General features: G+C 60.8%; 19 protein-coding genes and 1 pseudogene. 7 read left to right on the forward strand and 13 right to left on the reverse strand.

The annotated features are described in order from the left end of the window. Position 1: 1 nt before the first annotated feature. Entirely contained in the window at positions 2-748 is a 747-nt protein-coding gene (locus A6U86_RS09265) for a FadR/GntR family transcriptional regulator (protein WP_068389500.1), read from the reverse strand. A gap of 115 nt (positions 749-863) precedes the next feature. Between A6U86_RS09265 and A6U86_RS09270 the strand changes: the two are divergent. From A6U86_RS09270 to larB, 4 genes and pseudogenes are all read left to right on the forward strand, one after another. Continuing rightward, positions 864-1,784, forward strand: a pseudogene (locus A6U86_RS09270) (NAD(P)-dependent oxidoreductase); the annotation flags it as partial. Positions 1,785-1,797: 13 nt separating this feature from the next. Continuing rightward, on the forward strand, positions 1,798-3,090 hold the full coding sequence (locus A6U86_RS09275) for a LarC family nickel insertion protein (protein WP_068389506.1): 1,293 nt from the start codon (positions 1,798-1,800) through the stop codon (positions 3,088-3,090). Between the two features lie 71 nt (positions 3,091-3,161). Further along, positions 3,162-3,884 carry an adenine nucleotide alpha hydrolase gene (locus tag A6U86_RS09280; RefSeq protein WP_244509856.1) on the forward strand — a complete coding sequence of 241 codons (723 nt, stop codon included), beginning with the start codon at positions 3,162-3,164 and terminating at the stop codon, positions 3,882-3,884. Next, positions 3,881-4,546 carry a nickel pincer cofactor biosynthesis protein LarB gene (gene larB / locus A6U86_RS09285; RefSeq protein ID WP_068389511.1) on the forward strand — a complete coding sequence of 222 codons (666 nt, stop codon included), beginning with the start codon at positions 3,881-3,883 and terminating at the stop codon, positions 4,544-4,546. The genes A6U86_RS09280 and larB overlap by 4 nt, the downstream gene beginning before the upstream one ends. A 35-nt stretch (positions 4,547-4,581) precedes the next feature. On the opposite strand, the gene A6U86_RS09290 is transcribed toward larB, so the two are convergent. From A6U86_RS09290 to A6U86_RS09305, 4 genes are read right to left on the reverse strand one after another with little or no spacing between them, the layout of a single operon-like run. Beyond that, positions 4,582-5,427, reverse strand: coding sequence for a fumarylacetoacetate hydrolase family protein (locus A6U86_RS09290; RefSeq protein WP_068389514.1), 846 nt, complete (start codon positions 5,425-5,427; stop codon positions 4,582-4,584). A 30-nt stretch (positions 5,428-5,457) separates the two neighbouring features. Then, positions 5,458-6,201 carry an SDR family oxidoreductase gene (locus A6U86_RS09295; RefSeq protein ID WP_068389516.1) on the reverse strand — a complete coding sequence of 248 codons (744 nt, stop codon included), beginning with the start codon at positions 6,199-6,201 and terminating at the stop codon, positions 5,458-5,460. A 17-nt stretch (positions 6,202-6,218) separates the two neighbouring features. Next, complete coding sequence (locus tag A6U86_RS09300) at positions 6,219-6,938, reverse strand: FadR/GntR family transcriptional regulator (RefSeq protein WP_068389517.1); 720 nt, start codon at positions 6,936-6,938, stop codon at positions 6,219-6,221. 3 nt (positions 6,939-6,941) lie between these two features. Next, on the reverse strand, positions 6,942-8,387 hold the full coding sequence (locus tag A6U86_RS09305; RefSeq protein ID WP_068389522.1) for an FAD-binding oxidoreductase: 1,446 nt from the start codon (positions 8,385-8,387) through the stop codon (positions 6,942-6,944). 162 nt (positions 8,388-8,549) lie between these two features. Between A6U86_RS09305 and gloA the strand changes: the two genes are divergently transcribed. Further along, the gene (gene gloA, locus A6U86_RS09310; protein ID WP_068389524.1) at positions 8,550-8,963 is read left to right on the forward strand and encodes a lactoylglutathione lyase; all 414 of its coding nucleotides are present in this window, start codon (positions 8,550-8,552) and stop codon (positions 8,961-8,963) included. 77 nt (positions 8,964-9,040) lie between these two features. On the opposite strand, the gene A6U86_RS09315 is transcribed toward gloA, so the two are convergent. The 4 genes from A6U86_RS09315 to A6U86_RS09330 form a co-directional block, all read right to left on the reverse strand. After that, positions 9,041-10,009 carry an ABC transporter permease gene (locus tag A6U86_RS09315; protein ID WP_068389527.1) on the reverse strand — a complete coding sequence of 323 codons (969 nt, stop codon included), beginning with the start codon at positions 10,007-10,009 and terminating at the stop codon, positions 9,041-9,043. 10 nt (positions 10,010-10,019) lie between these two features. Beyond that, entirely contained in the window at positions 10,020-11,522 is a 1,503-nt protein-coding gene (locus A6U86_RS09320) for a sugar ABC transporter ATP-binding protein (RefSeq protein WP_068389721.1), read from the reverse strand. 5 nt (positions 11,523-11,527) lie between these two features. Further along, entirely contained in the window at positions 11,528-12,538 is a 1,011-nt protein-coding gene (locus tag A6U86_RS09325; RefSeq protein ID WP_244509857.1) for an ABC transporter permease, read from the reverse strand. 144 nt (positions 12,539-12,682) lie between these two features. Then, positions 12,683-13,762: a sugar ABC transporter substrate-binding protein gene (locus tag A6U86_RS09330; protein WP_068389529.1), complete on the reverse strand. Its 1,080-nt coding sequence runs from the start codon at positions 13,760-13,762 to the stop codon at positions 12,683-12,685. 220 nt (positions 13,763-13,982) lie between these two features. On the opposite strand from A6U86_RS09330, the gene A6U86_RS09335 reads away from it, so the two are divergent. After that, positions 13,983-15,593 (forward strand): GMC family oxidoreductase, encoded by a 1,611-nt coding sequence (locus A6U86_RS09335; protein WP_068389530.1) that lies wholly within the window; start codon positions 13,983-13,985, stop codon positions 15,591-15,593. 71 nt (positions 15,594-15,664) lie between these two features. Here A6U86_RS09335 and A6U86_RS09340 read toward each other — a convergent pair whose 3' ends face one another. The 3 genes from A6U86_RS09340 to A6U86_RS09350 form a co-directional block, all read right to left on the reverse strand. Beyond that, positions 15,665-16,471 (reverse strand): ATP-binding cassette domain-containing protein, encoded by an 807-nt coding sequence (locus A6U86_RS09340; RefSeq protein ID WP_141683665.1) that lies wholly within the window; start codon positions 16,469-16,471, stop codon positions 15,665-15,667. Then, the gene (locus A6U86_RS09345) at positions 16,468-17,547 is read right to left on the reverse strand and encodes an ABC transporter permease (RefSeq protein WP_083196769.1); all 1,080 of its coding nucleotides are present in this window, start codon (positions 17,545-17,547) and stop codon (positions 16,468-16,470) included. The genes A6U86_RS09340 and A6U86_RS09345 overlap by 4 nt, the downstream gene beginning before the upstream one ends. A 93-nt stretch (positions 17,548-17,640) precedes the next feature. After that, the gene (locus tag A6U86_RS09350) at positions 17,641-18,738 is read right to left on the reverse strand and encodes a sugar ABC transporter substrate-binding protein (RefSeq protein WP_068389532.1); all 1,098 of its coding nucleotides are present in this window, start codon (positions 18,736-18,738) and stop codon (positions 17,641-17,643) included. Positions 18,739-18,912: 174 nt separating this feature from the next. Here A6U86_RS09350 and A6U86_RS09355 point away from each other — a divergent pair, with 174 nt between their 5' ends. Beyond that, positions 18,913-19,950, forward strand: coding sequence for an aldo/keto reductase (locus tag A6U86_RS09355; RefSeq protein WP_068389536.1), 1,038 nt, complete (start codon positions 18,913-18,915; stop codon positions 19,948-19,950). Between the two features lie 109 nt (positions 19,951-20,059). Here A6U86_RS09355 and A6U86_RS09360 read toward each other — a convergent pair whose 3' ends face one another. After that, entirely contained in the window at positions 20,060-21,493 is a 1,434-nt protein-coding gene (locus A6U86_RS09360) for an MFS transporter (protein ID WP_068389538.1), read from the reverse strand. Positions 21,494-21,534 lie beyond the last annotated feature (41 nt).

Consider the following 21,534-nt stretch of genomic DNA (forward strand, 5'->3'; position numbering starts at 1 on the left):
ATCATTGATGCAGATTGGCGTCGCGGAGCTCTTCGAAGCGGGCCGTGCTCTTCGACAGATGATTGCGCAGCGCCTTGCGGGCTGCCGCTTCGTTGCCGTCCCGGATCGCGTTGAAGATGGCGTGGTGCTCCCGGCGCATGCGCGTGGCGTGCCGCTGTCGCTCGGAGGCGGTCATCCTGTCGAGGCGTGCCCATTGGCGCGGCACCATGGCCGTGCCGAACGTATCGAAAAGCCGGCTGTAGTAGGAATTTTGCGTCGCGACCAGAATGGTGCGATGGAAGGCAAAATCCTCTTCGGCACCATAGCCACCCTCTTCGATTGCCCGGTCAAGCGCATCGAGCCGATCCTGCATGCGGACAATATCCTCCGGCGTGCGCCGCAATGCGGCCAGGCCGGCAGCCTCGTGTTCGATGCCCAGGCGCAGCTCGAGAACCCTGAGAACTTCGTCGATCGATTCCAGGTCATTCGGGATGATGGAGAAGGAGCGCGGCATCGGATCGTTGGAGACGAAGGCGCCGAGCCCCTGGCGGGTGGTGATAAGCCCCTTTGCGCGCAACGTGGCGAGCGCCTCACGGACGATGGTTCTGCTGACGCCCGTCGCTTCCATGATCGCCTGCTCGGTCGGCAGCCGTTGACCTGGCTTCAAGTCGCCGGATTCTATCTGGACGATCAGGCTGTCGGCAAGGCCGCTACGCAGATTGGGCGTCTGCGCAATGGTGGTGAAAACGGCGTTTTCCCTATCCTTCATGCTGTTTCGAAGTCCATTCTCGCTGTTCTGCGGTCGGCAATTAATGTCGTCGTTGCTAACCCATACGGATGGGAAAAGCAAAAACCCGTCTGACGGTACAACTAAAGCTAACCGGGAGGAAAGAATGAAAGAGAAAATCGGATTCATCGGTGTCGGCGCCATGGGCTCCGGCATGGCAGCGAACCTGCTCGCCAAGGGTTGGCCGGTCACCGTGCTTGCATATCGGAAACGCGAAGCCGTCGATCGGCTGAAGACGCTCGGTGCAAGCGAGGTCGCAACGGCACGAGAACTGGCCGAGGCTTCGGATGTCATCGTGCTTTGCGTTACCGGATCGGATCAGGTCCAGCAGCTTCTGTCCGGTCGGGACGGGATTTGCGCCGCCGAAAAGCCGCTGCTCCTGATCGACTGCTCGACCTCTAACCCGGCGATAACGACCAAGCTCGCCGAGGAGCTATCGCAATCGGGGATCATCCTCGTCGATGCGCCCCTGGCACGAACGCCGAAGGAAGCCGCTGAGGGAACGCTTGATGTCATGGTCGGCGGCTCGCCGGAAGCAGTTGCCCGCGCCCGCCCCATCCTTGAGGCCTTCTCTGCCCGCATCGTTCAGACCGGCGGCGTCGGCACCGCCCACACGATGAAGCTTCTCAACAATTTCGTTTCAATGGGTTATTCGGCGATCTATTCGGAAGCGCTGATGCTCGCCGCCAAGGCTGGCCTTACGCCACAGGTTTTCGACAGCGTGCTGCGTGGCAGCCGCATGGACTGCGGCTTCTATCAAGCGTTCTTTGAGTTCGTGCTGAACCGCAACGAAAACGCCCAGCGGTTTGCGATGGTCAATGCCCTGAAGGACATGAGCTACCTCGCCTCCTTCGCGCAATCCGTTCAGGCCGCCAATCCGGTCGGGGCGGCCGTCCGCAACAGTTTTGCGGCGGCAGTGTCCGCCGGCAAGGGCGAATCCTTTGTGCCTGCCTTGTCAGACGTCGTTGCCGCCTTGAACGGCGTCTCGCTGACGGACAAGAACGGGCCTGCGGAATAGGTGAGGATCTGCCATGCTTGAAGTGCATCTCGATCCGGTCGGAGGCATTGCCGGCGACATGTTCGTCGCGGCACTTCTGGATGTGAGGCCGGATCTCGCGGCAGCGCTGATGGAGGCCCTGTCGCTCTGCCCGCTGCTCGATAAAGTCGGGTTCGAGCTGTCCGATCATAATGATGGCATCCTCACGGGCCGGCGCTTCATCGTTCGTCGAGATGGCCGACGCGCAGAACTCGATGATAACAATGCGGGACACCATCATCATGACGGTCACGACCACCACCATCATCACCATGATTATGGCCACGAACATCATCATCACGATCATTCGAGCCACCACTCTCACGCCGACTGGCATGTGATCCGCGAGGCTCTGTTGACTTCAAGGCTCGACCGGGAAACCGTGAAGCATGCGGTCGGCATCTTCTCTCGTCTGGCCGAAGCGGAAGCACAAGTGCATGGAGTCGATCCGGAGCAGGTGCGTTTCCACGAGGTCGGTGCATGGGATTCCATTGCCGACATCGTCGCTGCCGCATGGCTGATCGCCCGGATCGATGCTGTAAACTGGACCGTGGGCGCCTTGCCGCTCGGCTCCGGCCGTGTGCGCAGCGCCCATGGGCTGCTGCCCGTGCCTGCCCCTGCGACGGCCCTTCTCATGAAAGGCTTCGTGACCATCGACGACGGCATCGCCGGTGAGCGGGTGACACCAACCGGCGCGGCGATCCTGCACTATCTCTGTGATCCCACTGACACGGTCCGCAGACCTCGGAGGCTGACCGCCTCCGGCCATGGTTTCGGCACCAAGCGGCTGCCGGGCCTGAGCAACTGCCTCCGCGTGCTCACCTTCGAGACGGTAGAAACGTCCACGGCGCACGATCAGGTGGCCGTTCTCGAATGCGAAATCGACGACCAGACCGGCGAAGACCTGGCACAGGCGATCGATAATCTGCGTGCTCGCAAGGGCGTGCTCGATGTCGTGCAGATGCCCGTGTTTGGCAAGAAGGGCAGGATGATGACCCATCTTCGCATCCTTGCCGACCCTGCCGCCCGCGACGATATCATCCACACTGTTTTCGATGAGACGACGACGATCGGCATCCGGCATTCGCTCGCCGACCGCAGAGTTTTGCCGCGCGAGGTGAGAAATACTGAATTGGATGGACGGTCGCTTCGCCTCAAGCTCGTCGACCGTCCCGCTGGCCGCACTGTCAAACTGGAAGCCGACGACCTCACCGACATTGTGGGAAGTGCCGCGCGCACCCGGCTGCGCCGGAGAGCCGAGGCCAGCCTCCTGGAGGACGAGCAGTGAGGCGGAGACTGGAAAATATACTCGCTTCGCTGGAAACATTGGCTATCGCGGTCAGCGGCGGAGTCGATTCCATGACGCTTGCCATCATCGCCCACCGGCTGCTCGGCAGTGCGCGCGTAACGATGATGCATGCCGTTTCACCTGCAGTGCCGCCGGAGGCTACGGAGCGCGTGCGTGGCTTTGCTAAGAGCGAGGGCTGGGATCTTCGCATTCTCGATGCCGGCGAATTTGCCGACGAGAACTACGTCAGCAATCCCGTCAATCGCTGCTTCTTCTGCAAGGGCAATCTCTACGGTGCCATCAGCCGCCTTTCGGATCGGCAAGTCTTGTCCGGCGCGAATACAGACGATCTCGGGGAATATCGGCCGGGGCTCGATGCCGCCCGTAATCATCACGTCCGCCATCCCTATCTTGAAGCGGAGATCGACAAACAGGGCGTGCGCGCGCTTGCCCGCGAACTCGGCCTTGGTGAGCTCGCTGAGCTGCCAGCATCACCTTGTCTTTCCAGCCGTGTCGAGACGACGATTGCCATCGACCCTGAGGCGCTGAAGGCAATCCATGCCATCGAGCGCCTGATCGGCGCCGCACTGACACCCCAGACGGTACGCTGTCGCGTGCGGCGGGCTGGCGTCGTCATCGAACTCGATCCGCAAAGCCTCGATCGGATAACAACTGACAGGCAGTCAGACCTCTCTAAAGCGATCGTCGCATTGTTGCCCACAACGCTTGCTGGCCGCAGGATCGGCTTCGAAGCCTATCGCAATGGCAGCGCTTTCGTCGGAGCAAAGCAATGAGCGGTTCCGATGTCGTCTTCGATTTTGGCCGCTCGGCCCGCATCGGGCTCGATGAGGCTGTGTTCAGCGAAGGCAAGAGCGTCGGGCAGATCGTTTCCATCCTCGCGGATGCACGCGAGCGGAAGGTCGGTCTGCTGCTGACGCGCCTTGATGCGGGTAAGTTCTCAAGCCTGCCGGCGGAGCTCGCCGCCGATATCGACTATTGCCCCCTCTCCCGAATAGCTTTCTTCGGGCCGCTGCGGCCGGTCGTCGTCACCGGCAAGGTTGCGATTGTCGCTGCCGGCACGTCTGATGCCGGCGTCGCGCGGGAGGCCGCGCGCACACTCCGTCACGCCGGCGTCGAGGCGAGCCTCATCACCGATGTCGGCGTAGCCGGTCTCTGGCGGCTCATGGACAGGATCGAGGAAATCCGGTGCCATCCGATCGTCATTGCCGTCGCCGGCATGGATGCCGCACTTGCCAGTGTACTCGGAGGGCTCGTCCCCGGCGTGCTGATCGCCGTCCCGACCTCCGTTGGCTATGGAGCGTCCGAAAGCGGCCGCACGGCTCTCAATGCGATGTTGGCAAGCTGTGCCCCAGGGGTGACCGTTTGCAATATCGACAACGGTTACGGCGCGGCCTCGGCTGCCCTGCGCACGCTTTCCATTATGGCAACACATTAGAAGTGGGAGGCGCTTCACCGCCTCCCATCATTCAATCAGGCTGCATCGACAGTCAGCTGCGTCTGCTCGCCAAGCCCATCGATTCCGAGCTTGATCGTCTGCCCTGCCGTCAGGAAAAGCGGCGGCTTCATGCCGAGGCCGACGCCGGGCGGCGTGCCGGTGGAGATGATATCGCCTGGCTGCAGGCTCATGAATTGCGAGATGTAGTGGACGAGGAAGGCAACGCCGAAGATCATTGTCTTGGTGGAGCCGTTCTGGCGCATCGTACCGTCGACCGAAAGCCACATCTTCAGGTTCTGCGGATCGGCGATCTCGTCGCGCGTGACCACCCAGGGGCCGATCGGCCCGAAACTATCGGCCGATTTGCCCTTGGTCCATTGGCCGCCGCGCTCGGCCTGGAATTCACGCTCGGACACGTCATTGATGAGGCAATAGCCGGCAACGTGCTTCAAGGCATCGGCCTCGGAGACATAGCGGGCTTCATCGCCGATCACGATGCCGAGTTCGACTTCCCAGTCGGTCTTTTTCGACTTGCGCGGAATGATGACGTTGTCGTTCGGGCCGGTGATGGCGCTCGTCGCCTTCATGAAGAGGATCGGCTCTTCGGGAATAGCTGCACCCGTCTCGGCAGCATGGTCGGCATAATTCAGGCCAACGCAGATGAATTTGCCGGTTCGGGCGACACATGGGCCGAGGCGACCGGGCTCGGCAACCACGGGCAGGCTCTCGACGTCGATTGCGGCGATCTTTGCCAGGCCGGCCACAGTGAGATTGACGCCGGCAATGTCATCGATCTGACCGCTAAGGTCCCTGACCTTGCCGTTCTTGTCGAGGATGCCGGGCTTTTCGTGGCCGCGCTGGCCGTATCGGAGAAGCTTCATATTGATTGTCCGCTATCTTGAGTTGGTGTTTTAAGCGTTCGCCCAGCCGCCATCGATGACGACGGCGTTGCCGGTCATGAAGGCAGACTCGTTGCTGGCGAGGTAAACGACGAGTTCGGCGACTTCTTCCGCCGTTCCGAGCCTACCCATCGGCTGACGGGCGATAAAGCCGGCTCTGGCCTGATCATAGTCGCCAAGTGCGCGCATACGATCCTGCAGCGAGGGGCTTTCCACCGTGCCGGGGCAGATGGCATTGGCGCGGATGCCCTGGCCGACATAATCGAGTGCGACCGATTTCGTCAGCCCGATGACCGCAGCCTTGGTGGTCCCATAGATGAAACGGTTCGGCGCGGCGATAACGGTCGACGCGACCGATGCCATATTGACGATCGATCCGCCACCCCGTGCGATCATGCCGGGCAGGAAGGCGCGGATCATGCGGTACATCGCGCGGATATTCAGGTTGACGGAAAAATCGAAAGCATCCTCGTCGCAATCGAGGATCGAACCGTTATGGACGAAGCCGGCGCAGTTGAAAAGAATATCCGGCGCATCGATGTCGGCCGCGAAATCCTTGATCTCTTCTGCCTTCAAAACGTCGAGCCTCCGCACCGTGACGCCGGCATGGTCGCGAAGCGTGTCCAGCTTTGCTGCGTCGATGTCCGTTGCCCAGACACGGGCGCCCTCCCGCAAAAAGGCCAGCACGGTGGCGCGCCCCATCCCTTGTCCGGCCGCCGTGACGACGGCCGTCTTTCCTTCAAGTCTTCCTGTCATTTCAGATCCTCAGCACATTATTCGGATTGCTCTTCGGCAAGGCCAACACGGCTTGCCGCGCCATGGAGGTGGGCACGCATCGCCTCCTGAGCTTCGTCCGCATCCCCGGCCTCGATGGCATCGAGAATACGCTGGTGCTCTCCGAGCGTGACGGCGGCGAGATCCTCGGAGCGCTGTTGATTGCCTGACGCGAGAATGCTCTCGCGTACCTTCTCCGAGACGAACATCAAAAACTGAACCATGTAGGCATTGTCGGTGGCGGCGGCGACCGTCTTGTGAAATTCGAGGTCGGTCTTCAGCCACATCACGCTTCCATAGGGCGCGGCCCGCATCGTTGCGAGAGCATCCTTCATGGCGAGAAGATCGTCACCTGTACGACGCTTTGCGGCGAGAGCCGCCGCCTGGACTTCGAGAATGCCGCGCAGTTCGAAGAGCGACTGGAAGGCACTTGCCTGCTGCAGGGCCTCGAAATCGATCGTCAGCACCGTAGCATTGGGCTCGTCCGCAACAAATGCGCCTCGGCCCTGCTGCGACCAGATGCGGCCTTCGGAACGCAGCCGCGCGATTGCTTCGCGGACGACATTGCGGCTGACGCCGAATGTCTGGGCCAGTTGCTGTTCGGTCGGCAACTGGTCGCCGGGCCGCAGCCGCCCCTGTGCGATCTCCCGCGAAATCGAACTCGCGACCAATGTCGAGAGATGCGGTCCCCGATTGACCTTGTCGAGCTTCAGCGTCATTCCCTACCCCCGTACTTCGCTTTCCACGCTTGCCAGTATTCGGCCCTCGCTTAACAGATGCTTCGGATCGAACGCATCCTTGATCCGGCTGGAAAGCTCCAGCGTCAAGGGGTCGGCGCGTTTGAGGAATGCCGCCTGCTTGACGCGGCCGATACCATGCTCCGCGCTGATCGAGCCGCCATGCCTGTCCACGACATCGAAAATCACCTCTTCCGTCGCATGGAACAGGTGGTCGAACTCGGCAGCCGGCATGCCCACCGGCGGAACGATGTTCAGATGAATATTGCCGTCGCCGACATGGCCATAGGTTACGGCAATCGCTTCGGGGTGTTTTTTCGAGAGAGCGTCGAGCGTATCGGAAACGAAGGCGGCCAGGCTTGATATCGAGACCGAAACATCCGTCCTGAGGTAGCGTCCCCCACGACCCTGCGCCTCGACCATCATCTCCCGCAGCAGCCACAATTTGTCGCTCTGCGCCTTGCTGCTGGCGATGACGCCATCGAGAATGAGATCGGAGGCATCCGCGAGAAAGCCTTCCAGCAACGCCCTCAGATCGACCCGTCCGGCCGCCGACGCTTCGATGAGAACGTAGACGGGATAGGCCTCGCTCAATGGATCGGGGAGATCGTTTCGTGAATTGATGGCGATCTCGATACCCCCACGCAGAATGAGCTCGAAAGCGGTGAGCAGATCGCTGCATTGGCGGCGCGCCCGCGCGTAAAGCTGCATGGCCGCTTCAACGGATTCGAGGCCGACCAGCGCCGTCTCCACCTGTTCCGGCTTCGGGAAAACCTTGAGTGCAACGGCGGTCACGATGCCGAGCGTGCCTTCGCTGCCGATGAAGAGCTGCTTCAGGTCATAGCCGCGATTGTCCTTGCGCAACGTACGCAGGCCATTCCAGATGCGGCCATCGGCAAGCACGACCTCCAGGCCGAGCACGAGATCGCGCGTCATGCCGTAGCGCAGCACATTGAAGCCGCCGGCATTGGTGGAGACGTTGCCACCGATCCGGCAAGTACCCTGCGCACCGAAGGTGATGGGGAGAATACAATCCGCCGCCTCGGCATGCTGCTTGGCCTCTTCAAGAATACAGCCAGCCTCGACAACCATCGCAAAATCGATGGGATTGACGGAACGCACCTTGTTCATCCGCTCCAGCGAAACAACGACTTCCCCGCCGGGATAGCTCGGCACGGCTCCACCGACCAGCCCCGTCAATCCGCCCTGTGGCACGACGTGGATCTGATGCTCATGGCAGCACTTCATAAGCTGGCTTACTTCCGCCGTCGATCGTGGCCGCGCGACCGCCAATGGCCGGCCGTAGTGATCGCCGGACCAATCCCGGCTGTAGCGTCCCATGGCATCCGCATCCGTCAGGAGCATCTCTGCCGGCATCGCTGCCGCAAGGGCTGCGAGCGCGCTTTCCTGATGGGGCGAAAGGGCATTCATTCGGTTGCTCCGGGTTAGGTTCGAAAACATCTGGACAACTAGGTCGCTTGCATGGTTATCATACAACATCGGTTTTGAACATCAAGTGCGGGGGCCTCTTCAGCTGCTCCCATTTCACCGAAAACCGATGTGAAAACGATAACTTGCAGGAGGATCCGTATTATGACCGCCACGTCCGGCCAATTTAGAATGATGCACACCATGATCCGCGTGTTCGATCTCGACAGGTCGATCAAATTCTACACCGAACTGCTTGGGATGAAGCTTCTGCGCAAGGATGACTACCCGGGCGGCAAGTTCACCAACGCCTTCGTCGGCTATGGTCCGGAGGAGACGGATACCGTCGTCGAGCTGACCTACAACTGGGGTCGTGAAGAGCCCTACGAACTCGGCACGGGCTTCGGCCATCTTGCGCTTGGCGTCAACGATATCTACGCCGTCTGCGCTGCTCTGGAAAAGGAAGGGGCAAAGATCCCGCGTCCCCCCGGCCCGATGCTGCACGGCACGACGCATATCGCCTTCATCGAAGATCCCGATGGCTACAAGATCGAGTTGGTCGGCCTCGACACGATGTAAGGATTGTTTGGTTCTTAGAGGGCCGCGTCGACCGACGCGGCCTTTTTCATACGCGAATGCCGCCCCCGAACGCCCTGTCATTTGATGATCGCAATCTTGCTGCGGTCGATGGTGATGGCAACGGCGAGGATGAGGACGGCGCCGAAGACGACATTTTCCGCAAAGATGTTGATCCCGACGAATGTCATGCCGATGCGGACGATGGAGATGATCAGCGCACCGACGGCGGTGCGTGCCACACCGCCAAGACCACCGGTGATCGCCGTGCCGCCGACGATGACGGCGGCGATGGCGGGGAGAAGCAGCTGGTTGGCGAGATTGGGCGAGCCGCTTGAAAGACGTGCTCCAAGGATGATGCCGGCGATTGCGGCCAACATTCCCGATATTGCGAATGCGACGATCTTCGTCCGCTCGACATTGATCCCGGCCGCGATCGCTGCCGGTTCGCCTGCGCCGACCGCCAGACTGTGGCGGCCGAAGCGCGTATATCTGAGGCCGATATAGGCCAGGATGCCGATAACGGCGGCGATCCAGATGACGGTCGGCAGGCCGGCGAGCGTGCCGTTGATCCAGGCGGTTTTCTCGCGCCCGCCTTCCTCGATGGTGATTGCCCGGCCAGCCGCCGCCCAAAGGGCAATGCCGGCCACGACGCCGCCGGTCGCAAGCGTCGCCACGAAGGACGGCACTTTCAGGCGGACATGGACGTAGCCGCTGAGGATGCCGAAGACGAGGCCTGACAGGATTGCAACGGCGAAAGCGAGAATGCCGATCTGCGGCAGGAGCTGAGCGAGGATAACGCTTGCCAGCGATGCGACCGACTGGATCGAGAGATCAATGCCGCCGATGAGGATGACGAAGGTGACGCCGGCCGCCAGAATGAACAGAACGGCCGTGTTCGACAGCAGCAGGATCAGCGTATCGCCCGTCAGGAAGCCTGGCGCCGCCACCTCGATGGCGAGCACCAGCACAACAAGCAATGCGGGCGGTATCGCGCCTTGAATCCAGCCGGCGGCAAGGAGAGTTTTGATGTCTCTGAAGCTCTTCATGATGCTCTCCTCAAACCATGGCCCGGACCAGGTCGACCTGATCCGGTTTGTGACCTGGCGCCGCGTCGAAATGCGCTGTCACTGCGCCGTCACGCATGACGAGCACGCGGTGTGAAAGCCCGATCGTCTCCTCCAGCGTGTCGGAGATCAGCAGGATGGCGATGCCCTGCGACGACAATTCGCGAACCAGCTCATAGACTTCCTCCTTCGCACCGACATCGAGCCCGCGCGTCGGATGGTCGAGAACGAGAATACGGGAGCCGGCTGTCATCCAGCGGGCCAACACCACCTTCTGCTGATTGCCGCCGGACAGCTTGCGGCAGGCAATATCAGGCCCGGGAGCCTTGATGCGCAGCCGCTTGATCCAGTCCGTGGCGAGGCGGCGTTCGCGGCCATAGTCGATCGCGCCCCTGCGCATGACGGAGGAAAGGTCCGCAAGCGAGATGTTCTCGGCGATTGAGAGAAACATCACCAGGCCCTCCACGCGCCTTTCGCGCGGGATATAGCCGATGCTCTTGCGAACGGCCTGTTCCGGAGAGCGAAAATGCACGGCCTCTCCGTTGATTTTCAAGGTGCCGCCCGTATGCGCCAGGAAGCCACCAATCGTGCGGGTCACTTCTTCACGGCCCGAACCGACGACGCCGGCAATGCCGACAATCTCGCCGGCGCGGATCTGCAGGTCGACATCGTGAAATGCGCCATCGATCGCCAGCCGGCTGGCATCGACGACGATCTCGCTGCGCGGTGGCAGCTGCTTGTCTTCCTTGTAATAGGTCGCCTGCAGGCCGCGCCCGACCATGATTTCATGCAGTTCCGGCCCGGTGACATCGGCTGCCCTGTGCTCGGCAACCACCTGCCCGTCCTTCATCGTATAGACGCGGTCGGAGATGCGCAGCACCTCATCCAGCCGATGCGAGACGAAGACGAAGCTTGCGCGGGATTTGAGCGACCGCACACGCTTGAACAGCACATCGATATCGCTGCCGCTGAGCACAGATGTCGGTTCGTCGAGCAGGATCACGAGTGGCCGTGCCACGGTTTCCTCGAGCGTCAGAGCCTTTGCGAGCTCGACCATCTGGCGCGCCGCGAATGTCAGCTCCGAGGTCCGTGCCGTCACATCGATATCGACGCCGATCTTCTCGAGTTGGCGCCGCGCAGCCGCCCGCATTCCCTTCCAGTCCATGATGCCGAAGCGGACGAACTGGTCTTCCTGGCCGAGATAGATGTTTTCGGCCACGGAGATATTGAGCAGCAGCGACTGCTCCTGAAAGACCATGCCGATGCCATGCACCGCGCCGTCGCGCGCATTGCGCAGCTTCAGCGGCTGGCCGTCAAGCATCAGCGTGCCGCTGTCAGGCTGATGCGTTCCCGCAAGGATGCGCATCAGCGTCGACTTGCCAGCGCCGTTTTCGCCGATCAGCCCAACCACTTCATTGGGTCTGATCTCGATCGAGACATTGCGTAGAGCGGGGACGCCTGCGAAGGATTTACCGATTTCTTTGGCTGACAACATGGCGGTCACTTCACGATCTGGAGGCGCAGGCGGTCGAGGGAAAGCGCGACGGCGGCGATGATCATCAACCCCTGCACGGTCTGCTGCACATAGGGCGAGACACCGAGGAGGATCATGCCATTGCTGAGCACGGTGACAATCAAAACGCCGACCAGAGTATTGATGACGCCGCCTTCCCCACCGGTGAGCGCCGTGCCGCCAACGACGACGGCCGTGACCGCCGCAAACAGGCGGCCATCTGCGATGACGGCGTCGGACCGGCCAAGCTGGGCGGCTGAAAGAACACCCGCCACGCCGAAGAAGAAACCGGCAAGCCCGAATGCCATGATGCGCACGCGCCGCAGGTTGATGCCGGAAAGCTCGGCGACATCCTCACCGCCGCCGATCGCCAGGATATGACGGCCAAGGCGGGTGTAATATTGAACCACACAAGCGAGCAGGAAGGATGCGAATGCCACCCATACGGCGAGCGGCAGGCCGAGCACCCGCATCAAGGCGAGGTCACGAATGGAAGGGTCCATCAGACGGACGGCCGAGCCGCCGAGCATGTAGACCGAAATGCCCAGCCCGATGAACCAGACACCCAGCGTCGCCATGAAGGAGGGGATCCTCAGATAGGTCTGGATGATGCCGGTCGTGAACCCCATCAATGTGCTGGCGGTAATCGCTGCGATGACGGCGAACCAGCCATAGGAATTGGCATTGGCGTCATTGGTGGCAAGAAGCACGGTGACCATGGCAGCGACCGAGAGCGATCCTTCAACCGAAAGATCGATGCTGCCGAGCAGGATGATGAAAGTCAGTCCCATGGCAAGCGTCAGCGGCACTGCGGCAGAGTTGGCAACGCGCACGAGATTGCGGAGTTCGATGAAATTCGGATTGGCAATTGTGATCAGGATGCAGAGCGCAATCAGCACCACGACAGGCGCATAGGAGCGCCAGCGCTTGAGGTTGAGCTTATTTACCAGGCGGCTTCCTGACGTCGGCATGGCATCTGCCCGCTCGCTTTTCGTCATAGTTTTGATGTTCTCGATATTGGTGGTCAACCGTCTTACCTCGCTGCGTCGTCCAGAGAGGGCTGGCAGGTGTCGCAACATCTGCCAGCCGCAAGGCAGCCGCGGGAGGAGCCGTAGGCTGCGAAAGGAGACCGTCGTCGCGCCTTAGGTGCGGATAGCGCCGGTCACGCGACCCCAGAGGTCGTTCCAGTCGAGCGTCGGATGCGAGTCGATATTGTTCTTGTAGTAATCCTCGACATTGTCCTTGGCGATGAGCACGGCCTTGCCATAGAACTCCCGATGCTCTGGCGGCTCCTTGGCCGGGTCGAACTTCTTCTGCAATGCGGCCAGACCGATTGCGAGGCCCATGCCGCCCTGCCAGAACGGATCGGAGGTAACGGTGCAGGCGAATTCGCCCTTGCGCACCGCATCGACCGCGGCTTTGATGCCGTCGACGCCGACGACGGGGACCTTGCCCGCAAGATTTTCGGCGCGCAGAGCTTCGAGTGCGCCCGTGCCCATGTCGTCATTGGCCGCCCAGACGGCCTTCACGTCGTCGCCGAAACGCGTCAACAGATTGCCCGTCAGGTCGTAGGCTTCCGACGATTTCCAGTTGGCGACCTGGAAGTCCAGGAGCTTGATATTGGGGTTTGCCGCGAGCGCCAGATCAAGGCCCTTCTTGCGTTCGATCGCGGCCGTGTTGGAGATCTGTCCGCCAAGGGCGATGATGCCGCCGGAGCCGCCGATCGACTTGAACAGGATTTCGGCGATCTGCTTGCCGCTCGAGATACCGTCAAACTCGATGTGGGACACGTAGTAGGGATTGAAATCCTTCGGGTGAAGATCGTTCGGCTTGTTCCACTGCGTGACCACATAGGCACCCGCCTTGGCGCAAGCCTCGACGATCGGCCGCGCATCCGGCGTGTCGTTCGGATCGGAATTCACCACCATGTTGCCGCCGGTCTTGGCGAGCATGGCCTTGATATCGGCAATCCCCTTTTCGCTGTTGCCTTCCGAGACGAGCGTTACGTGGTCGAGACCAACGGCGGACGCAAAGGCTTCGGCACCTGTCTTCCACACAGCGTGGTACGGGTTGGACAGCGAACGGATCGAAGTGACGAGCGTTGGCTTGTCCGCGGCGAAGAGCCGGCTGGGCAATGCGGCAACCGTTGCGCCTGCTGCCACGGTGGCGAGAAACGAGCGACGGTTCATGCTGGCGAAACGCGAATTTATCCTGTCTGTCATTCGAAAACCTCCCATTGAATGACGAAGATCCGATGCCGTCCTTATTCCCGCGACATCTCGATCTGAAGCGTTTCCGTCGTAGCATTTGTACGACAACCCTTCAAGTCTATAACCGTACCCTTTCTCTTGACGGGGAGCAAGAGACTTGAGATTGTGATCGCGATCCGACCGCTGGATAAAGAGGAAACGCCGGTGGTTGTGGAATTCGCGGAGGAAGAGAATGCCTGATTACATCATCGTCGGCGGCGGCTCGGCGGGATGCGTGCTTGCTGCGCGCCTGAGCGAGGATCCGGATGTCTCGGTGACTTTGCTGGAAGCCGGCCCGCGCGATACCAACATGTATATCCACCTGCCGGTGGGTTTCTTCAAGATGACCGCGGGTCCCCTGATCTGGGGCTACGAAACCATTGCCGGACGCGAGATTGCCGGGCGAAAGATGGTTTATCCGCAGGCCCGCGTCCTCGGCGGTGGCAGCTCGATCAATGCCCAGGTCTTCACTCGCGGATGCCCGGAAGACTATGACGGCTGGCGCGATCTCGAAGGTTGCCAGGGCTGGGGCTACGAAGATGTGCGCCCCTATTTCCGCAAATCCGAAGGCAACGATACGTTCGGCGGTGCTCATCACGGCACCGAAGGCCCACTCGGGGTGAGTTCGCAGAATCCACATTCGCTGACGCGCGTCTTCGTGCGCGCAGCGCAGGAAGCTGGCCTCCCCTTCAATCCGGACTTCAATGCCGGATCGCAGGCGGGCGCAGGCTTCTATCAGACAACGACGCGAAATGGTCGGCGCAGCAGTACCGCCGTCGGTTATCTAAGGCCGGCGGCGGGACGTAAGAACCTGACCGTTCGGACGGGCGTCGCCGTCAACCGCATCGTCATCGAGAACGGCTGCGCTGTCGGCGTCGAAATCATCGAGGACGGACGCCCGGTGCTGCTGGGAGCCGAGCGTGAAGTGATCCTGACTGCAGGTGCTATCGGCTCGCCGAAAATGCTGATGCTTTCGGGTCTCGGACCAGCAGACGAACTGCGAGCACTCGACATCGATGTTGTTCGTGATCTGCCTGAGGTCGGCAAGAATCTGCAGGATCACATGGATGTCGACGTACTGGCCGAACTCAGCGGCTCCTACGGCATCGACCGTTACAAGAAGCGCCACTGGCAGATCGCCGCCGGTATCGAATATGCGCTTTTCGGCAAGGGGCCGGTCGCATCCAATATCGTCGAAGCGGGCGGGTTCTGGTGGGGTGATCGCGACGAGAAGACGCCGGATATCCAATTTCATTTTCTGCCCGGCGCAGGTGTCGAGGAGGGCATCGGTGGGGTTCCCGGCGGCAATGGCTGCACCCTGAATTCCTACCATGTTCGTCCCCGTTCGCGCGGTACGGTGACCCTTCGCTCCAAGGATCCAAGCGTTGCGCCGGCAATCGATCCGAATGCCTTCGCCGAACCTTACGATCTCGAACGTGCGGTCGACGGGATCAAGATCAGCCAGGAAATCCTGTCGCAGGCAGCCTTCCGGCCGTTTGTCCGGAAGCTGCATCTGCCTGACGGCAACATCCGCAGCCAGGCCGACTATCGCGAGTTCGCGCGGCAATATGCGCGTTCCGCCTATCATCCGGTCGGGACATGCCGCATGGGTGGCGGGGACGACGCTGTCGTCGATCCCGAGCTCAAGGTTCGCGGCATCGACCGCCTGAGAGTGTGTGACAGCTCGGTCATGCCAAGGCTGATTTCCTCGAACACCAATGCGGCAACGGTGATGATTGCGGAAAAGGCGGCGGATATCCTCAAAGGCGTGAGGCAAACCCGCCCGCAACATGATTATGCGTGAGAAGAGTTTCTGACGCCTCCGCACCACGGCAGGCCGGCGGGCTTTGCCGTGGTGAACAATAACATGAAGGTTTACCCCGCCGCGGCGGTGATTGCACGCTTGCCAAGGCCGGACTTGACGATCTGGATCAACTCCTCCTCGCTGGTTTCCGACGTGGAGGCATCGAGCACGATCTCGCCGGCATGCAGGAAGTTGATCCGGTCGCAGACCTCGAAGATCTGGTTGTAGTTGTGCACGATCAGCACGACGGAAACTTCTCGCTGGCGCCGGAGGTTCTGGATCAGCCCCAGCACATGAGCGCTTTCACGCACGCCAAGTGCGGCAAGCGGCTCATCGAGGATGAGCACGGTCGGCGACGAATAGATGGAGCGCGCCACCGCGATGCATTGGCGCTGGCCGCCAGACAGCATATCCACCGTACTATTCACGCTGGGGATGGAGATGCCGAGCGTATCGAGATAGGTGCGCGAAAGCTGCCGCATGCGCTGATTGTCGAGCAGGTTCAGCCCGAGGAAGCGCTTGCGCTGTTCGCGGCCCAAAAACATGTTGTGGTAGACGCTGAGGTCACCCACCAGAGCCAGATCCTGGTAGACGGTTTCAATGCCCAAGGCACGGGCATCGCGTGGCGAGCTGAACCGAACGTCGGAGCCATTGAACTGCATCTTGCCGCGATCCGGCGTGTGAAATCCAGACATGGTCTTGATGAGCGTCGATTTTCCGGCGCCGTTGTCGCCGACAAGCGCCAGCACCTCTCCCTTGCGCAGCTTCAGGCTGACATCGACAAGCGCGGTCACCGCCCCGAAGCTCTTGCTGATATGCTCCATTTCCAGAATGACCGGCGCGTTCTGGGGCAGCGGGGGAATGGGTTTGCCTGTCATTTGCGTCTCCTTGTGCGCAGTCTGTCGACCTGGACATTGAGGATCATCGCGCCGATGATCGCACCTCCGAGGTAGATATCGGAGGTGGTTGCCTGTGTGCCGACCATGACGAGCCCGTTGTTGAGCGAGGCGACGACAAAGGCGCCGATGAGCGAGCCGACTGCCGTGCCGGAGCCGCCGAGCAGCGATGTGCCGCCGATGACGGCTGCGGCGATTGCCTGAAGCGTCAGGAACGGGCTGCCTGCCGTCGGATCGGCTGAGGAGAACTCCGCCGTGTTGATGATCCCGGCCAGGGCCGCGATGCCGCCGGCAATCATGAAGTTGTAGATCTTTATCCAGTCGGTTCTAATGCCGATTTCGCGCGAGCCGGTGATATTGCTACCTGTCGCGACGGTGTGAAGGCCGAACCGCGTTTTGGTTAGCACGACCGCCAGGGCGAGGACGACGAGCAGCGCCCAAAGGAAAGGCGAAAATGCCGTCAGTCCGTGCAGCGAGAACAGCGAGTCATTGGGACCATAGAGGCTTTCGCCGAAGATCGAATTGAACGGCTCTTCGATGGGCGCAACGATCGGCTGGCTGTCATAGATCGAAACCGTAATGCCCTGGAGCAGGAAGAGCGTGCCGACCGTAGTGATCAGCGACGGTATCCGCATTCTGACAGTGATGAAACCATTGATGAAGCCGATGGCGACACCTAGAAGAATGCCAATGATCGCGCCGACAAAGAGCGGCAGCCCCCAGGTGACCGACATCAACACCATGAGATAGGGCGCGAGCGAGAAGGTGCTGCTCAACGACAGATCGATCTCGCCCGTGATCATCAGCATGACTTCGGCGACCGAGATCATGCCCAGGCGGCCGGTATCGCGCAGCACGACGCTCATGAGCTGGGTGGTCAGGAAGCCACCATTGCTGCCGATCTGGAAATAGATGACGAGCAGCACGGCAACAACGGCGACGCTTGCTTCCTTATAGCGCGAAAACATGGTCGCGGCCCTGCTGCCGACCGTCGGGCGGGCCGGCGGAACGGCGACAGCGTGACCGGCCTTCTCGAGGCCTCCGGGATCTACATTCATCAGGTAATCGACCTCGCTATTGATGGGCCGCTCCGTGGCGGGAAAAAAAGTGCACGGCCGATCAAGGCCGTGCACATGGTTGGGTAGCCTGGCTTACTTCGGCTCGTCGCTGGTGCGACCTTCAAAGCGCGTCTGGCCGAGATATTGGTCGACATTGTCCTTGGTCACATAGGCCTGGCTGGTGTCGCTGTTTGCCGGGCCGACGAGGCCGCCGGAGACCTTGTAGAGGAACATCTGCTGCACCGGCAGGAAGCCCTGCAGATAGGCCTGCTGGTCGGTGGTGAAGGTTACGTCGCCGCTCTTGATGAAGGTCAGGGTCTGCGGGAAGAGGTCGAAGCCTGCGACCACGCCGCCCTTCTTTGCCAGGCCATATTTGTTCGACACGAAGCCGCAGGCATAGGTGTCGGAGCCGCCGGTGCCGAACATGCCCGCAACATTCTGATGGCTGAGATAATAGGATTCAACGCGCGAGATTTCCGTCTGTGGATCCGGTCCGGCATTGACGACATCATAGGTAACGCCGTTGCCGACATCCTTGATTGCCTGAATGTAGCCGTCCAGGCGAGGCTGCGTATTGAGCGAGCCGGGAACACCGATCGTCAAAAGCACATGCGCCTTCGGAGGAAGCAGCTTCAGCCATTTCACAGCGCTGTTATAGCCTGACTGGAACAGCGGCTGCCCGACATAGGAAAGGCGCTTGTTCGGGCTGCCCGTGGGGACGTCGGCGTTAAAGGCAATGACCGGAATGCCGGCAGACATCGCCATATCCGTCGCAGCATCGAAAGCCTTGGGGTCGACAAGGCAAACTGCGATGCCATCGGCCTTCTGGGCAATCGCCGTCTGCATGGCGCTGACCATTTCGGAGACAACATTCTTCTGGGAACCGGTCCATTGATAGGAGGCGCCGAATGCGGCACAGGCATCCTGGATGCCGTAGATGCAGGGCGTGAAAAACTGATCAAGCGTCACATGGCAGACGAAGTGAAACTTGAACGGCTTCTTTGGCAGCCCGGCGCTTGCCTGTGCTGCCGCCTGCGCCATGGCGAAGTTTGGATTGGACATCAAGGCGGCAGCGCCACTGGCCAGCGCCGCAGCGCCGAGACCCGTCTTTGCCGCGAGGCTGAAAGCCTGTCTGCGGCTCAGCAGCGCCTTTGCTTGAAATTCGTCATTCTCATCATGACCGTCATTCAAAACTGTACCCTCCCTTTGACGACAGGAGCTACACCTCCCGTGTGCTTACTGTCATACGGTTACATTGTTGTACGACAAGTTCTATGTCAATATGATTTGACGGCCCTGCAGCAAATCGGGTGACCCCGGGCGCGTCACATATTGGTGAAATCGAGAAATAGTCAGGAAAATCAAATGACGAATTTGGAAAAGAGAAGTGTAGCGGCTGGACTGTCGGTCACCACGATGGGTCTGGGAGGAACGGGTCTCGGCAACATGTATCGCGCTACAGACCCCAAGGTCGCCCATGAAACCGTCCACGCCGCCTTTGCCGCCGGGCTGCGCTACTTTGACACGGCGCCGGTCTATGGCTTTGGTCTTGCCGAGACACGGCTCGGCGAAGCGATCAGAACACTGCCGCGGCAGGAGATCGTCATTTCGTCCAAGGTCGGCTACGATCTCGTGCCGATCCCGGACAGTGAAGTCAAACCGGTTCTCTGGGACGAGGCCCCTCCCTTTCGCGCCGATTTCGACTATTCGCGCGATGGTGTCTTGCGCTCGATAGAAGGCTCGCTGAAGCGGCTCGGAACCGATTATATCGACATGCTGGCAATTCACGATCCCGACGAGGCGCTGCACTTCGCCAAGGGAGAAGATCCCTATGCCCGCAGCCGCTTCAAGGAGGCCATGGATGGCGCCTACCCTGCTCTGGACGAGCTGCGGTCGCAAGGCGTGATCAAGGCTGTCGGTGTCGGCATCAACCAGTGGCAGATGCTCTCGGATTTCGTCGAAGCCGGCCAGTTCGACTATTTTCTTCTGGCGGGGCGCTACACGCTTCTGGAACAGGAGCCGCTGGCGACGCTATTCCCGGCTTGCGAGCGAAAAGGCACGAAACTTGTTATCGGCGGTCCCTACAATTCGGGCATCCTGGCAACCGGCGCCGTTCAAGGGGCAACTTTCAACACCAAGAATGCACCGCAGGATGTGCTCAACCGCGTTGCACGGCTGAATGCCGTCTGCGAGAGCCATAAGGTGCCTTTGGCTGCTGCCGCCCTTCAGTTTCCGCTCGCCCATAAGCTCGTCGTCAGCGTCATACCGGGCGCACGCTCGGTGGCCGAGCTCGAGCAGAATGTCCAGTATATGCAATGGCCAATCCCGGCAGCGCTCTGGTCGGATCTTCGGAATGAAGGGCTCATCGACCCGGCCGCGCCGCTGCCGAAAGATGGTGGCTGATAGCTAGCCAGGAGGCGTGATATACACCTCCCCACGACCCTCTTGCCGGGAGTGGGGAGATTGCTCTGACGAGCCCAGGGCTCGTCTTGCGATTGCCTAAAGCTGGTTCTTAACTGGATCGAGGGTTAGGCAGCCACAGTGATAGACCTGCCCCGATCACCAGCAGTGCGACGTTACAACCAAGCGCTACGGCGAAGGCGCGAGAATAGGAACTGAATTCCTGTCCGGCTCCAAGCACGCTGAAGAATATGCCGCCAATGATTGCCACGCCGAGCGCTGCGCCGATCTGGAATGTCGAGATGACGATCCCGGATGCAAGGCCGGCGTGGCGCTGATCGATCCCGCCGATCACAGCCTTGATGACGGACGGCATCACGATGCCGAACCCAACACCCGCCACCACCAGCCCGATCTCTATATATCCTGCCAGCACGCCTGAAACAGCCAGCACGACTGATCCGAAACCGAGAATCTGTATGACGAAACCGAGCGTCAGCGCGCGAGGTCCCAGGCGTCGCATGATCTCGGCTGACAGGAATGACGCGGTAAAATAGCCGATGCCGAATGGGAGTGTGCGTAATCCCGCTTCGAGCGGTGTCAGGGTCAAGCCGCCTTGCAGGTAGATGGAAAACATCAGGTAGAAGGCCGAGAGCATATAATAGACCAAGGCCATCGCGACGCCGATTGCAAAGCCGGTTTCCCGAAACAGCGAGAGGTCCACGAGAGGCGCGCCGCCGCGCCGCATCAGCCGCTTTTCAAAGAGGATGAAGGCTGTGAGCATCACCGGGAAGGCCATGAGCATGGCGGTGATCCAACATGGCCAGCCACTGTCGCGGCCTTCCACGAGTGGATAGACGAGAAGACCAAGCGTCGCCGAGAGCAGCAATACCCCGCCGAGATCGAGTTTCTGTGCGTGCTCGGCGCGCGAATCCTTCAGAAAGATCAGGCTGCCAATGAAAGCTGCGAGCCCGATGGGAATATTGATCAGAAAAATCGCCTGCCAGGTGAACCCGAGGGGATGCGACGACACCAATACGCCACCGAGGATCTGCCCGACGATATTGGCGAGCCCGAATGTCGCCCCATAGAGGCCCAAAGCCTTTCCCTGCTCCGATGGCGGAAACAACACGCGGATCGAGGCGAGCACCTGCGGCGCCATTGCGGTTGCCGTCAGGCCCTGCAGGATGCGCCCCGCGATCAGCACCCCAGGCGACCAGGCGAAGCCGCATAGCACCGAAGCAAGCGTAAAGCCGGCGACGCCAAAGGTGAACATTTGCTTGCGTCCGAGCCAATCACCCAACCTGCCGCCGGTGATGAGGAATACCGCATAGGTGGCGGCATAGGCGGAAATGATGAATTGCAGCTCGCTCGACGAAGCCCCGAGACTCTCCCTGATCGCGGGCAGCGCCAGGTTGACGACATTGAAATCCAGAATGGGGAGGAACGCGCCTGTCAGCAGGACCGGAAGCGCAAGCCATCGGCGCGGATCGCCTGCCGTCTCGCCGGTGCCAGGATTCGGCTGAATTCGTCTATCGATGTTCATGACATGCTCCCGACCGTCGCACGTTCCCGGGCGATCGTTCC

Origin of the sequence: Rhizobium sp. AC27/96 (assembly GCF_001692325.1) — a bacterium.
In the GTDB taxonomy this organism is placed as follows: Bacteria; Pseudomonadota; Alphaproteobacteria; order Rhizobiales; family Rhizobiaceae; genus Rhizobium.

Coding starts and splice junctions, on each gene's coding strand:
- A6U86_RS09330 (WP_068389529.1), bottom strand. CDS start 13,762: ATGACAGACAGGATAAATTCGCGTTTCGCCAGCATGAACCGTCGCTCG.
- gloA (WP_068389524.1), top strand. CDS start 8,550: ATGACCGCCACGTCCGGCCAATTTAGAATGATGCACACCATGATCCGC.
- A6U86_RS09345 (WP_083196769.1), bottom strand. CDS start 17,547: ATGAATGTAGATCCCGGAGGCCTCGAGAAGGCCGGTCACGCTGTCGCC.
- A6U86_RS09335 (WP_068389530.1), top strand. CDS start 13,983: ATGCCTGATTACATCATCGTCGGCGGCGGCTCGGCGGGATGCGTGCTT.
- A6U86_RS09315 (WP_068389527.1), bottom strand. CDS start 10,009: ATGAAGAGCTTCAGAGACATCAAAACTCTCCTTGCCGCCGGCTGGATT.
- A6U86_RS09340 (WP_141683665.1), bottom strand. CDS start 16,471: ATGACAGGCAAACCCATTCCCCCGCTGCCCCAGAACGCGCCGGTCATT.
- A6U86_RS09295 (WP_068389516.1), bottom strand. CDS start 6,201: ATGACAGGAAGACTTGAAGGAAAGACGGCCGTCGTCACGGCGGCCGGA.
- A6U86_RS09275 (WP_068389506.1), top strand. CDS start 1,798: ATGCTTGAAGTGCATCTCGATCCGGTCGGAGGCATTGCCGGCGACATG.
- A6U86_RS09305 (WP_068389522.1), bottom strand. CDS start 8,387: ATGAATGCCCTTTCGCCCCATCAGGAAAGCGCGCTCGCAGCCCTTGCG.
- A6U86_RS09300 (WP_068389517.1), bottom strand. CDS start 6,938: ATGACGCTGAAGCTCGACAAGGTCAATCGGGGACCGCATCTCTCGACA.
- A6U86_RS09290 (WP_068389514.1), bottom strand. CDS start 5,427: ATGAAGCTTCTCCGATACGGCCAGCGCGGCCACGAAAAGCCCGGCATC.
- A6U86_RS09320 (WP_068389721.1), bottom strand. CDS start 11,522: ATGTTGTCAGCCAAAGAAATCGGTAAATCCTTCGCAGGCGTCCCCGCT.
- A6U86_RS09355 (WP_068389536.1), top strand. CDS start 18,913: ATGACGAATTTGGAAAAGAGAAGTGTAGCGGCTGGACTGTCGGTCACC.
- A6U86_RS09360 (WP_068389538.1), bottom strand. CDS start 21,493: ATGAACATCGATAGACGAATTCAGCCGAATCCTGGCACCGGCGAGACG.
- larB (WP_068389511.1), top strand. CDS start 3,881: ATGAGCGGTTCCGATGTCGTCTTCGATTTTGGCCGCTCGGCCCGCATC.
- A6U86_RS09280 (WP_244509856.1), top strand. CDS start 3,162: ATGACGCTTGCCATCATCGCCCACCGGCTGCTCGGCAGTGCGCGCGTA.
- A6U86_RS09265 (WP_068389500.1), bottom strand. CDS start 748: ATGAAGGATAGGGAAAACGCCGTTTTCACCACCATTGCGCAGACGCCC.
- A6U86_RS09325 (WP_244509857.1), bottom strand. CDS start 12,538: ATGACGAAAAGCGAGCGGGCAGATGCCATGCCGACGTCAGGAAGCCGC.